2 protein-coding genes are annotated in these 14,763 nt (G+C 72.0%); both read right to left on the bottom strand.

The genetic code is table 11. The features are described from left to right. Positions 1-8,011 (bottom strand): type I polyketide synthase (locus ACFV3R_RS33915; protein ID WP_385591229.1); only part of this gene is annotated, 8,011 nt, incomplete at its 3' end. Continuing rightward, complete coding sequence (locus tag ACFV3R_RS33910) at positions 8,008-14,715, bottom strand: type I polyketide synthase (RefSeq protein WP_385591227.1); 6,708 nt, start codon at positions 14,713-14,715, stop codon at positions 8,008-8,010. The genes ACFV3R_RS33915 and ACFV3R_RS33910, both read right to left, overlap by 4 nt. Between the last annotated feature and the right edge of the window lie 48 nt (positions 14,716-14,763).

The raw sequence follows: 14,763 nt of genomic DNA, 5'->3' as shown, positions 1-14,763 counted from the left end.
CACCCACATCCACCGCACCACGCGTCAACACCCACAACGGCACCTCCACCCCCAACCCACCCAACACCTGCACCAACCCCAACGTCCCCGCCAAACCCCCACCCACCACCGAAGACCCCTCCAACAACCCACCACCCAAAGCCAACAACGACACCACCCCACACACACCCTCAAAATCCACCCCACCCAAACCCTCAACATCCACCACCGCCACCTCACCACCACCCCCAGACAAAGCCCCCGCCACCCACACCGCATCCACCCCAGCCACATCCCCAGCAACCACCACCCACCGACCCGACACCCCAACCCCACCCGACAACCCCACCCGCACCCAATCCACCCGATAACGCCAATCCGCCAGCGCGGACTCCTCCTGGGCCCGCCGACGGTAGTCAGCGAGCACCGGGAGCACGTCACCGAGGCTCTCGTCCTCACAGCCGAGAGTGCGGGCGAGCCCGCTCACGTCGCCGTCCTCCACCGCCGCCCAGAACTCCGCGTCTGCGAACGTTTTTTCGCCCGCTTCACCGGCGCCCGACACGTCGTCCACCACCTGCGGCCAGTAGCGCCGGCGCTGGAAGGCGTACGTCGGGAGTTCGACAGTGTCACCGTTCCCGATGACGGTGGCCCAGTCCACGGGGACACCCCGCACGTAGCCCTCGGCCAGCGAGGTCAGCAGTCGGTCGGCGCCACCGTCGTCGCGGCGCAGTGTGCCCACCACCACCGGGGCCGCTTCCTCCAGGGCGTCGCCGATCGCGCCGGTCAGCACCGGGTGCGGCGACACCTCCACGAACACCCCGTGCCCGGACTCACCCAGACTGCGCACCGCCCGCTCGAACTCGACCGTCTCGCGCAACGAGGCATACCAGTAAGCCGCGTCCAGCTCCGGACCGCTGATCGACTCGCCACTCATCGCCGAGACCATCGGAGTGTGCCCCTCATGTGGGGCTATGCCGTCCAGGGCGGTCAGGATCTCGGCACGCAGCTCGTCCACGTGCGCGCTGTGCGAGGCGTAGTCCACCGGCAGGATCCGCGTCCGCGTCCCCTCATGCGCCGCGGCCAACTCCCGCAACGCCGCCGGCTCACCGGAAACCACCGTCGACCGCGGCCCATTGACCGCCGCAACCGACAGCCGGTCTCCGAAACCGGCGATCCACTGCCGCACGGTGGCCGCGTCCTGCGCCACTGCCATCATCCCGCCACGACCGGCGAGCGCCCGAAGCGTCCGGCTGCGCAGCGCCACCACCTTCGCAGCGTCCTCCAGCGACAGGATGCCGGCCACCGTCGCAGCGGCAATCTCACCCTGCGAGTGACCCACCACCGCATCGGGACGCACCCCCGCGGCCTGCCACACCGCAGCCAACGACACCATCACCGCCCACAACGCCGGCTGCACCACGTCCGCAGCCTCAAAACCATGCAGCCCGGCCAGGACATCGTCCAACTCCCAATCCACGAACGGCGACAGAGCCCGACCACACTCAGCCAACCGCGCCGCAAACACCGGCGACACCTCGGCCAACTCCCGTCCCATACCGACCCACTGACTCCCCTGCCCCGGGAAGACGAACACCGTCCGGCCAACACCGCTCGGTGGGACCGATCCGGTCACCCCATTGCCCGCCGGCCGATCGGTGGCCACTGCGGCCAGTCCTGCCGTCAGCTCCTTGCGAGTGGAGCCCAGCACCACCGCGCGGTGCTCGAAGACCGCACGCGTCGTCGCCAGCGACCACGCCACGTCACGCGGCTCCAGCTCCGGCCGCGCCAGGACGTGCTCACGCAACCGACCCGCCTGTTCCACCAGGGCCGCCCCGTCCCGACCCGACACCCGCCACGGCACCACCCCCACGCCGGCAAGCACCGCAGGACGCGAGGCCACCTCACCGGCTTCGCTCACACAGGGGGCCGCTACTCCATCGTCGGCCTGTGGCGTCTCGGCCTCCGGCGCCTCTGCGACGATGACGTGGACGTTGGTCCCGCTGATACCGAACGCCGACACCCCGGCCCGCCGCAGCCGACCATCCTCAGCCGGCCACCGCACCGACTCCCGCAGCAACTCCACATTGCCCGAAGACCAGTCCACATGCGGCGACCGCTCCTCCACATGCAACGTCCTCGGCAACACACCATGCTGCAACGCCAACACCATCTTGATGACACCCGCAACACCCGCCGCCTGCTGCGCATGCCCGATATTGGACTTCACCGACCCCAACCACAACGGCCGATCACCAGCCCGACCTTGGCCATAAGTGGCCAACAGCGCCTGCGCCTCGATCGGATCACCCAGCTCCGTACCCGTACCGTGCGCCTCCACCACGTCCACATCCGCAGCCGACAACCCCGCACTCGCCAAAGCCGCACGAATCACCCGCTGCTGCGCAGGACCATTCGGCGCCGACAACCCATTCGACGCACCATCCTGATTGACCGCACTACCCGCCAACGTCGCCAAAACCCGATGACCCTTGCGCCGCGCCTCAGACAAACGCTCCAGCACCACCAGACCCGCACCCTCACCGATACCCATCCCGTCAGCACCGGCACCGAACGCCTTGCACCGCCCACTGGACGACAACGCCCGCAACCGCGAGAACCCCACAAACTCCCCCGGATCGGCCATCACCATGACGCCACCGGCCAACGCCAACTCACACTCACCCGACCGCAACGCCTGCGCCGCCAAGTGCAGAGCCATCAAGGAGGAGGAACAGGCAGTGTCGACGGATACAGCCGGTCCTTCCAAACCAAGGGTGTAGGAGACGCGGCCGGACAGCACGCTCAGGGCATTGCCCGTGATCAGGTGCGCTTCGGAACCCGACAGATCGCCCCCGGAACTCAAGTAACCGGAAGGGGCTGCACCTGCGAAGACACCGGTGGCCGATCCCCGCAGCGTCTCAGGGTCGATACCCGAACGCTCCAAGGCCTCCCAGGAGATCTCCAACAGCAACCGCTGCTGCGGATCCATCGCCAACGCCTCACGCGGCGAAATCCCGAAGAACCCCGCATCGAACTCCGCCGCCCCCGACAGAAAACCCCCCTCCACCACATACGTCGAACCGGGCGCATCCGGATCCGGATCAAACACCGCACCCGCATCCCACCCACGATCAGCCGGAAACCCGGAAATGGCATCCCCACCACCGGCCAGCAACTGCCACAACTCCTCCGGACTACACACCCCACCCGGATACCGGCACGCCATCCCCACAATCGCGATCGGGTTATCCGACACCACCACCGAACCAGCCGGCCCGCCCGCAACCCCCGACGCCACCTCCAACGCACCGAACATGCCCTCGACGATCCGCCGGGCCAACACCGTCGGGTTCGGGTAGTCGAAAACCACCGTCGACGGCAACCGCAGACCCGAGACGGCATTCAGACGGTTGCGCAACTCCACCGCCGTGAGCGAATCAAAACCCATCTCCCGGAACGCCCGGGTCGCAGCGATGTCCTCGACCGTGGGGTGACCGAGCACGGCGGCGGCATGCGACCGCACCAGTTCCACCAGTTCCCGCAACCGGTCGTCGGGGCCCAGCCCTGCCAGCTTGCGGGCGAGCTCTCCCGTCGGCTCGGTATGCGTCGGTCCCGCGCTACCGGCCGGCTCCTCATGCAGCGCTGCCACCTGCGGAATGGTGTCCAGCAGGGGGCGGGGGCGAGCGGCACTGAAGACGGGCGCGAACTTCTCCCACTCGACATCGGCCACCGCGAGGAACGTCTCGTCGTCCTGCAGCACCTGACCCAGCGCCGTGAGCGCCCGCTCCGTGTCCAGGAAACGGAGACCCTGCCTCAAGAGACGATGCGGGGTGACCCGCCCGGGACTGTGGTCCATCTGTGCGTCCACCGCGTCCCAGTCCCGCGTGTCCCAGACGCCCCAGGCAATCGACGTACCCGGCAGACCACGCGCCCGACGATCCTCCGCCAACGCATCCAGATACGAGTTCCCCGCAGCGTAAGCAGCGTGGTCGTTACTGCCCCAGGTCGCCGAGATCGACGAGAACATCACGAACTCGTCCAGCCCCAACCCGGCCGTCGCCTCGTCCAGGTACGAGGCACCCGCAGCCTTCGCACCCAACGCGAGCCCCAGGCCCTCCACCCCCGTCTCCTCCACACGCGAGAGGTACGGCGTGTTGGCCGAGTGCAGCACGGTCGACAGAGCGGGACCCGTGCGCTGAACGTGCTCAACCAGGCCGAAGACCTGCTCACGCGAACTGGTGTCACAGCAGAGAACGTCCACGGCTGTTCCGTCGCCCGCCACAGTGGCGGCGAGCCGCGCCACTGCCGGAGCGGACGGCCCCGAGCGGCTGGTCATTACCACCCGTTCTGCCTCGCGTTGCGCCAGCCACTGGGCCACGCAGGCGCCGATGGAGCCCGTACCACCAGTCAACAGAACCGTGCCCCTGGGCGACCACGACCCACCACCCCCCTGACGACGGCCGGCCCGCACGAGACGCCGGACCAGCACACCCGACGGCCGCACAGCAACCTGGTCCTCCCGACCGTCAGCCACCACCGCCGCCAACCGGGCCCCCACCCGCTCATCCACCACCGACGGCAGATCGACCAGACCACCCCAACGATCCGCATGCTCCAAACCAACCGCACGCCCCAAACCCCACACCTGCGCCTGCACCGGACTGGTGGTCACCTCACCACCACCGGTCTGCACCGCACCACGGGTCACCACCCACAACGGCGCCGTGATACCGGCCCGGCCGAGTTCGCGCACCAGGTCGAATGTCGCCGCAGTCCCCCGAGGCACCCACGCCTCACCCGGCAGCAACGACTCATCCAACGCCAGCAGCGACACCACACCAGCCACATCAGCAGCCGCCACCTGCCCAAGACCGGCCAGGTCCACCCGAACAACCTCGGCGCCCTTGGCAGCCAGCGAGCGCCCGATCACCTCGGCCTCATCACCACCACCGTCACCGCCACCGACCAAGAGCCACGTCCCCGACAGGACACCCGCACCCTCGCTCCCCGGCTGCCACACCACCCGATAACGCCAGTCCGCCACCAACGCATCAGCCTGCCCACGACGCCGCCACGCCGCCAACGCCGGCACCACCGCACCCAGACTGCCGCCATCAACCTCAAGCGTCTCCGCCAAACCACCCAGATCACCGGCCTCCACCGCCGCCCAGAACTCCGCGTCGACCGGGTCGGATATCTCCTCCGTGGTCGCGCTGCCGGGTTGCAGCCAGTAACGCCGGTGTTGGAAGGCATAGGTCGGCAGCTCTACGGGGCGTCCCCGGCCCACCACAGCCGCCCAGGCCACCGGAACACCGCGCGTATAGGCCTCTGCGAGAGAGGCGAGCAGACGTCCGGCCCCGCCGTCGTCGCGGCGTAGCGTTCCCACCACCACCGGCGCCGCCTCCTCCAGGGTGTCGCCGATCACCCCGGTCAGCACCGGATGCGGCGACACCTCGATGAAGACGCCGTGGCCCTCCTGACCGAGGACGCGGATCGCCTGCTCGAACTCGACGGTCTGCCGGAGGCTTGCGTACCAGTAGGCCGGCACCAGTTCGGGACCGGTGAGCGTCTCCCCGTTCATCGCAGAGACCATCGGTATCTGGCCCACGCCCGGGGTGATGCCGTCCAGGGCGGTCAGGATCTCGGCGCGCAGCTCGTCCACGTGCGCACTGTGGGAGGCGTAGTCCACCGGGACCATCCGGGTGCGCACCGAATCCGGGCAGGAGGCGGCCAGTTCACGCAGCGCCTCCGGTTCACCGGAAACCACGGTGGCCCGTGGCCCGTTGACCGCCGCAACCGCCAACCGCTCTCCAAAACCAGCGATCCGCTCCCGCACCGCATCCACCGACTCGCCCACCGACATCATCCCGCCACGACCCGCCAACGCCCGAAGCGTCCGACTGCGCAGCGCCACCACCCGCGCCCCGTCCTCCAGCGACAGAATCCCGGCCACCGTCGCAGCAGCGATCTCACCCTGCGAATGACCCACCACCGCATCGGGACCAACCCCCGCGGCCTGCCACACCGCCGCCAACGACACCATCACCGCCCACAACGCCGGCTGCACCACATCCGCAGCCTCAAAGCCATGCAGCCCGGCCAGGACATCGTCCAACTCCCAATCCACGTGCGGCGACAGAGCCCTACCACACTCAGCCAACCGCGCCGCAAACACCGGCGACGACTGGGCCAACTCCCGGCCCATACCGACCCACTGACTCCCCTGACCCGGGAAGACGAACACCGTGTGGCCCAGCCCGTCGGGGGCGACCTCCGCGGAAGTGACGTTGGGGGCGGGTTGGCCGGTGGCCACAGCCGTGAGTCCGGCGGTCAACTCCGTCCGGTCGGTGCCCCACACCACGGCTCGGTGCTCGAAGGCCGAACGGGTCGTTGCCAGTGACCACGCCACATCGCCGGGCGTCAGCTCTGGCCTGGTCAGCACGTGCTCGCGGAGCCTTCCTGCCTGCGCCACGAGACCGGCCGCGCTGCGCCCCGAGAGGGCCCAGACGGGTACGGACGGCTCCAGGAGCGGAGCGGCGAAGTCGGCCGTTCCGTCGGCCGGCGTCTCGGTCCGGGAGGACTCTGCCGGTTCGGGTGCTTCCTCCAGGATGACGTGGGCGTTGGTGCCGCTGACGCCGAAGGCCGACACCCCCGCCCGCCGCAGACGCCCCCCAGCCGGCCACTCCACCGGCTGCTGGAGCAGCGCGACGTTCCCCGCCGACCAGTCCACATGCGGCGACGGCTCCTGCGCATGCAACGTCCGCGGCAACACACCATGCCGCAGCGCCAACACCATCTTGATCACACCCGCCACACCCGCCGCACACCCCGTATGGCCGATGTTCGACTTCAACGAACCCAGCCACAACGGCCGATCGGCGGGCCGCTCCTGGCCATAGGTGGCCAACAGCGCCTGCGCCTCAATCGGGTCGCCCAGCGCCGTACCCGTACCGTGCGCCTCCACCGCGTCCACATCCGCCGGCACCAGGCCCGCGTTGACCAACGCCGCTCGAATCACGCGTCGCTGCGAGGGCCCGTTGGGGGCGGTCAGGCCGTTGGAGGCACCGTCCTGGTTCACGGCACTGCCCCGCACCACGGCCAGCACACGGTGGCCGTTGCGCCGGGCGTCCGACAGCCGCTCCAGCACCAGCACACCCGCACCCTCACCCCAGCCGATACCGTCGGCCTCCGCCGAGAACGCCTTGCTGCGGCCGTCGGCAGCCATGCCGCCCTGCTGGGAGAACTCCAGGAAGGCGTCGGGGGTGACCAGTACCCCCACGCCGCCGGCGAGTGCCATGGAGCATTCGCCGGAGCGCAGGGCCTGCACCGCCTGGTGCAGCGCCACGAGTGAGGAGGAGCAGGCGGTGTCGACCGTCACCGCCGGGCCCTCCAGTCCCAGGACGTAGGAGACCCGGCCGGAGAGGACGGCCGTCAGGCTGCCCGTCATCATGTAGCCCTCGGAGCTGCGTTCGGAGCCCGGTGCTCCGGTGCCGTAGCCGGAGCTGGTGGCGCCGACGAAGACGCCCGTGTCCGAGCCGTGGAGGGACAGCGGATCGAGCCCGGCGCGTTCGACGGCCTCCCAGACGACCTCCAGCAGCAGACGCTGCTGCGGATCCATCGCCAAGGCCTCACGCGGCGAAATCCCGAAGAAACCCGCATCGAACTCCGCCGCGTCGTACACGAACGCACCCTCACGCACGTACGCCCGACCCGACACCGCCTCCTCGCCACCGAACGCCCGCTCGAACTCCTCCCAGCCACGATCGGTCGGAAAGGCCGAAACCGCATCGACCCCTGCGGTGAGCAGCTCCCAGAAACGCTCGGGCCCCGTCACACCACCCGCATAACGACACCCCATCCCCACCACCGCGATCGGTTCGCGCTCGCCCGCTTCGAGCTGCCTGACCCGTTCACGCGTCCGGTAGAGGTCGGTGGCCAGCTTCTTCATGGTGCCGAGCAGTTGCCGGTCGTCGACCTGAGCCTCGCCGGCGGCCTGCGCGCTGTGCTCGGCGTGCGCACCACTGGTCATCACGACAGCCCCAATTCCTTGTTGATGAAGTCCAGGACCTCGACGGCGGAGGCGTCGTCCAGCCGTCCGGCCACGGCCTCCTGCTGCTGCTCGGTGCTCCGGTCCGTTGTGCCGTCCCCGAGCCAGTGCGCCAGTACGGCGCGCAGTCGTGCGGTGATGTCCTTGCGGGAGGCGCTGCCGCCGGGGACGTCCGCGAGGGCGGTCTCCAGCTGGTCCAGTCCGGACAGCACCGGGTCGGTCTGCTGCGCGTCACCGTCGTCGCCGACGAGTTCCGCGCGGAGGTGGTCGGCGAGCGCGTTCGGGTTCGGGTGGTCGAAGACGAGGGTGGCCGACAGCCGGAGCCCGGTGGCGGCCGAGAGCCGGTTGCGCAGGTCGACTGCCATGACCGAGTCGAAGCCGAGTTTGCGGAAGGCGCGGCCCGGTGGGAGCCCGGTGGGGGAGGTGTGGCCGAGGGTTGCGGCGGCCTCGCTGCGGACCAGCTCGATCAGCAGGCGTCGTTGTTCGGCTCGGGGCCGGCCGGCCAGTCGTTCGGTCCAGCCGCCGCCGGTGCCGGTGCCCGCGGTTGCGGCGGCGTCCGCTGCTGCCGCAGCCGCTGCCAGGGCTCGTCCCGCCTCGGGCAGCGTGGACAGCAGCGGGCTGGGGCGACGCAGGGTGAACGCGGGGGCGAAGACGTCCCAGTCGATGTCCGCGACGACGAGGGCGCCGAGGTCGGCGTCGAGGGCCTGGCCCAGGGCACGGACGGCCCGCTCCGGGTCCATCGCCCGCAGGCCGTAGCGACTCAGTTGTTCGCCCGCCTCGCCCTCTCCCATGCCCCCGCCGCCCCAGAGGCCCCAAGCCACAGCCGTTGCCGGGCGGCCGAGGGCGCGGCGCCTGTCCGCCAGCGCGTCGAGTCGGGCATTGGCCGCGGCGTAGCCGGGTTGGAGGCTGCTGCCCCAGGCCGCTGCTCCGGAGGAGAAGAGCACGAAGGCGTCCAGCTCGCGGTCGGCGGTCAGCTCGTCGAGCCAGCGTGCGCCGAGGGCCTTGGCAGCGGCCACCTCCGCCAGGTCGGCGGTGGTGGTGGCGTCGACGGAGCCACCCCGGCCGACCCCGGCGGCGTGCACGACGGAGGAGAGTGCCGGACCGGTGGCGTCGATGCGGTGGAGCAGGGCGGCCACGGCCTTGCGGTCGGTGATGTCACACGCGTGGATGTCCACTGCGGTCCCGACAGCGGCCAGTTCGGCCGCGAGAACCACGGCGCCTGCTGCGGTGGGACCGGTGCGGCTGGTCAGCACGGTGCGTGCGGCGGCCCGGCCGGCCGACCAGCGCCCGACGTGGCCGCCCACCGCCCCCGTGCCGCCGGTGACGAGCACGGTGCCCCGCGGCGTCCAGGTGCCGCCGCGCTCGACGTCAGGGGCGCGGACCAGGCGGCGGGCGAACGCTCCGGTCGGGCGCAGCGCCACCTGGTCCTCGTGCGGTGCGCCGCCGCCGGAGAGGACGGCCGTCAGCCGCGCCGCGTCGCGTGCGTCGAGGGTCGGCGGCAGGTCGACCAGTCCACCCCACCTGTCGGGGTGCTCCAGGGCGACCACCCGGCCCAGCGCCCAGGTCTGTGCCTGCACGGTGCCGGACGGTGCCGGGTCGTCGGGGCCGGTGGTGACGGCGCCGCGGGTGAGGGCCCACATCGGGGCGTCGAGGTCCGCGTCGCCGAGCGCCTGGACGAGGGCGAGGGTCGCGGACAGTCCGCGCGGCACGGCGGGGTAGGCGGGGTCGGGGCTCTCGTCGAGGGCGAGCAGGGAGACCACGCCGCGGAGGTCGGGCGGGGTGGCGGGGTCGGTGTGGCGGGCCAGGGTGGTGCGCAGCGCCGCGGACAGCGAGGCCCGGTCCGTGAGGTCGGTGTCCGTGACGTCGACGGTGAGGATCCGGGCGCCGCCCGCCGTCAGTGCCGCCGCGACCTCCTCGTCCGACCCGATCAGCAGCCAGGTACCGGACAGGGGCGTCCCGGTGTCCGCGATCGGGGCCCAGGTGATCCGGTAGCGCCAGTCGGCGACGGAGGAGTCGGCGCGTTCGCGGCGCCGCCACGAGGTCAGCGCGGACAGCAGGCCGCCGACCTCGGTTTCGGCGTCGTCGGTGTCGAGGTTCAGGATGCCGGCCAGGCGTTCGGCGTCACCGCGTTCCACCGCGGCCCAGAACCCGGCCTCCTCACCGGTGGCCGTCGGCGTCGCCTGATCGGCCGGCTCGGGCCAGTAGCGGGTGCGGTGGAAGGCGTAGGTGGGCAGGTCGACGGTGGTGCCGTGGCCCAGGACCGCCGGCCAGTCGACGTGGACTCCGTGCACGTACGCGTCGGCGAAGGAGGTGAGCAGGCGGACCGCGTCGCCGTCGTCGCGGCGCAGTGTGCCCACCACCACCGGGGCCGCCTCCTCCAGGGCGTCACCGATCGCACCGGTCAGCACCGGGTGCGGCGACACCTCCACGAACACCCCGTGCCCGGACTCACCCAGACTGCGCACCGCCCGCTCGAACTCGACCGTCTCGCGCAACGAGGCATACCAGTAAGCCGCGTCCAGCTCCGGACCACTGATCGACTCGCCACTCATCGCGGAGACCATCGGAGTGTGCCCCTCGTGTGGGGCTATGCCGTCCAGGGCGGTAAGGATGTCGGCGCGCAGCTCGTCCACGTGCGCGCTGTGCGAGGCGTAGTCCACCGGCAGGATCCGCGTCCGCGTCCCCTCATGCGCCGCGGCCAACTCCCGCAACGCCTCCGGCTCACCGGAAACCACCGTCGACCGCGGCCCATTGACCGCCGCAACCGACAGCCGGTCCCCGAAACCGGCGATCCACTCCCGCACGGTGGCCGCGTCCTGCGCCACCGCCATCATCCCGCCACGCCCCGCCAACGCCCGCAACGTCCGACTACGCAGCGCCACCACCTTCGCCGCATCCTCCAGCGACAGAATCCCGGCCACCGTCGCAGCGGCAATCTCACCCTGCGAGTGACCCACCACCGCATCGGGACGCACCCCCGCGGCCTGCCACACCGCAGCCAACGACACCATCACCGCCCACAACGCCGGCTGCACCACATCCGCAGCCTCAAAACCATGCAGCCCGGCCAGAACATCGTCCAACTCCCAATCCACGTACGGCGACAGAGCCCGACCACACTCCGCCAACCGCGCCGCAAACACCGGCGAAGACTGGGCCAACTCTCGCCCCATACCGACCCACTGACTCCCCTGACCCGGAAAGACGAACACCGTCCGGCCGACACCGCCCGCCGCAGCCGTCCCGGTCACCACACCCGGCGCGGGCTGACCCGTCGCCACCGCCGCCAAGCCGGCCGTCAGAGGCTCGCGTCCGGCGCCGAGTACCACCGCACGATGCTCGAAGGTGGTGCGTGTCGTCACCAGTGACCAGGCCACGTCGGCCGGCTGCAGTGCGGGATGGGCCAGTGCGTGTTCGCGCAGTCGGCCCGACTGTGCTGCCAGGCTCGTCGCGTCGTAGCCCGAGAGGACCCACGGCACGGTGTCGGTCGCCGGCAGTACCGCGGGCAGCAGGCGCTGGGGTTGGGCCGCGGGGGCCGTCGGGGCTTCCTCCAGGACGACGTGCACGTTGGTGCCGCTGATGCCGAACGCGGACACGCCGGCGCGTCGGGGGCGGCCGTCGTCCGGCGGCCAGGCGACGGGTTCCTGGAGGAGGCGGACGCTGCCGGTGCTCCAGTCGACGTGCGGCGAGGGGTCCTCGGCGTGCAGGGTGCGAGGGAGTCGGTCGTGCTGCAGGGCGAGCACCATCTTGATGACGCCGGCGATGCCCGCCGCCTGCTGGCTGTGGCCGATGTTGGACTTGATCGAGCCCAGCCACAGCGGGCGGTCGCCCGGGCGTTCCCGGCCGTAGGTGGCCAGCAGCGCCTGCGCCTCGATCGGGTCGCCGAGCTCGGTGCCCGTGCCGTGTGCCTCCACCGCGTCGACGTCGGCGGCCGACAGCCTTGCGTCGGCGAGTGCCGCACGGATCACGCGCTGCTGGGACGGGCCGCTCGGGGCGGTCAGTCCGTTCGAGGCGCCGTCCTGGTTGGCCGCGGTGCCGCGGATCACCGCCAGCACCCGGTGGCCGTGCCGGTGTGCGTCGGCCAGGCGCTCGACGGCGACGACACCGGCGCCCTCGGCCCAGGCCGTGCCGTCGGCCCGGGCGGAGAACGCCTTGCACCGGCCGTCCGCGGCGAGCACCCGCTGACGGGCGAACTCGGCGAAGACGTCGGGGCTGGACATCACCGTGACGCCGCCGGCCAGTGCCAGGTCGCACTCCCCGCCGCGCAGCGACCGCACGGCCAGGTGCAGTGCCACCAGCGCCGAGGAACAGGCGGTGTCCACGGTCACGGCCGGGCCCTCCAGCCCGAGCGTGTAGGAGACACGGCCGGAGAGCACGCTGGTGGACGCACCGGTCATCAGGTGGCCGTCGGACTCGGTGGCCAGGGCGGTGCCGGTGCCGTAGCCGGATGCGGCGGCGCCCGCGAAGACCCCTGTGCGCGTGCCCTTCAGGGTGGTCGGGTCGAGGCCCGCGCGTTCCAGGGCCTCCCAGGAGATCTCCAGCAGCAACCGCTGCTGCGGGTCCATGGCCAGCGCCTCGCGGGGGCTGATGCCGAAGAAGGCCGGGTCGAACTCGGCGGCGTCGCGGAGGAAGCCTCCGGAGCGGGTGTAGTCCCCGTCGGGCGGGCGCCAACCGCGGTCGGTGGGGAAGCCGGCGATGGCGTCGGTGCCGGAGGACAGCAGTTCCCACAGTTGCTCGGGGGTGCCGGCCCCGCCGGGCAGGCGCAGCCCGAGGCCGACGATGGCGATCGGCTCGCCGTGGGCGGCCTCGCCCGTTGCCGGGCCGGTGTCCGTCGCTGCGGTGGTGGCCGCCTCCGCAGCGTCCTCGCCGAGGAGGGAGCTGCGCAGCAGGGTCGCCAGGGCGGTGGGGGTGGGGTGGTCGAAGACGAGGGTGGCGGGCAGTCGCAGACCGGTGGCCTCGGAGAGCCGGTCGCGCAGTTCCATCGAGGTCAGCGAGTCGAAACCGAGGTCCTTGAAGGTGCGTGCGGGGTCGACGTCGGCGGCCGAGGTGTGGCCGAGCACGGCGGCGGTGCGGGAGCGGACCAGGTCGACCAGCATCTCTTCCTGGTCGGCGCGGGCGGCTCCGGCCAGCCTGGTGGCGAGCGCGTTGTCCGTGGGTTCCTGAGGGGCGGGCGTGCCGGCCGGGTCCTCGGTGAGGGCGGTGACGGCGTCGGGCAGGCCGTCGAGTAGCGGGCTCGGTCGGCGCAGGGTGAAGGTGGGGGCGAAGACGTCCCAGTCGATGTCGGCGACGGTGAGCACCCCCTCGCCCGCGTCGACGGCCCGGGCCAGGGCGTTCACTGCGACGGCGGGGTCCATGGGCCGCACGCCGCGGCGTTGCACCTGGGTGCCGTCCGCGCCGGCGCCGAGGCCGTCGCCGTCCCACAGGCCCCAGGCGATGCTGGTGGCTGCCAGCCCGCGGGCGCGGCGGGCGTCGCACACCGCGTCGGCGTGGGCGTTGGCGGCGGCGTAGCCGGACTGGCCGGCGCTGCCCCAGGTGGCGGCGATGGAGGAGAACAGCACGAATGCGTCGAGGTCGCGGTCGGCGGTGAGTTCGTCCAGCCAGCGGGCGCCGAGGGCCTTGGCCCGGACGACTGCGGCCTGGTCGGCGAGGGTGGTGTCGGCGAGGGCGGAGGACTGGCCGACGCCCGCGGTGTGCAGGACGGCGGAGAGGTCGTCGTGGGCTGCGAGGAGGGCGGCGGTCTCCGCACGGCGGGCGATGTCGCAGGCGACGACGTCGACGGTGGTGCCCCGGGCGGCCAGTTCGGCGACGAGCGTGGCGGTGCCGGGGGCGGTCGGGCCGGTGCGGCCGGCAAGGACCAGGTGGGGGGCGCCGCGGTCGGTGAGCCAGCGGGCGACGTGCCCGGCCAGGGCGCCGGTGCCGCCGGTGATCAGGACGGTGCCGCGCGGGGTCCACGGCGCGACGGGGGCTGAGGCGGCGGCCCGTTCCAGGCGGCGGGCGGCGACGCCGGAGGGGCGTACGGCCACCTGGTCCTCGTGGCCCGCGCCGTGGCCCCGGCCCTCGGTGCCGATGCCGGCGAGGACGGCCGCGAGTCGGGAGCCGGTCCGCTCGTCCCAGGTCGTGGGCAGGTCGACGAGTCCGCCCCAGCGCTCGGGGTGCTCCAGGCAGGCGACGCGACCCAGGCCCCAGGTCTGGGCCTGCGCCGGATGCGGGACGGGTTCGGCGGGGCCGGTGGCCACGGCGCCGCGGGTCAGCAGCCACAGCGGGGCGTCGATCCCGGCGTCACCGAGGGCCTGGACCAGGGTCAGGGTGCGGGCAGTGCCGCGTGGGAGGTCCGGGTGCGCGGGGTCGGGTGTCTCGTCGAACGCCAGGAGGGAGACGACGCCGGAGAGGCCGGTGCCAGTGCGTGGCAGGGCGGCGGACAGTGCGGCGCGGTCCATGCCGGCGGGGTCGAGGTGGACGACTTCGGCTCCGTGGTCGGCGAGGGCGGCGGCCGCCGGGGCGGAGGCGGTGGTGGTGCCGACCAGCAGCCAGGTGCCGGACAGCTGGGCGGGGGCGGGGGGTTGGGTGACCGGGTTCCAGCTCGCCCGGTAACGCCATTGCAGGTCGGGGTCGTTGACCTGGGCGGTGCGGACGGGGGTGGTGTCGGGCCAGTAGCGGGTGTGCTGGAAGGGATACGTCGGCAACTCCACCGACCGCCCCGACAACACCGACCGCCAATCCACCGACCCACCCGCCAC

The organism is Streptomyces sp. NPDC059740 (assembly GCF_042733155.1).
Taxonomy (GTDB): Bacteria; Actinomycetota; Actinomycetes; order Streptomycetales; family Streptomycetaceae; genus Streptomyces.
Note: the sequence above shows the minus strand (reverse complement) of the source record. Positions and strands in the feature narration are given on the sequence as shown.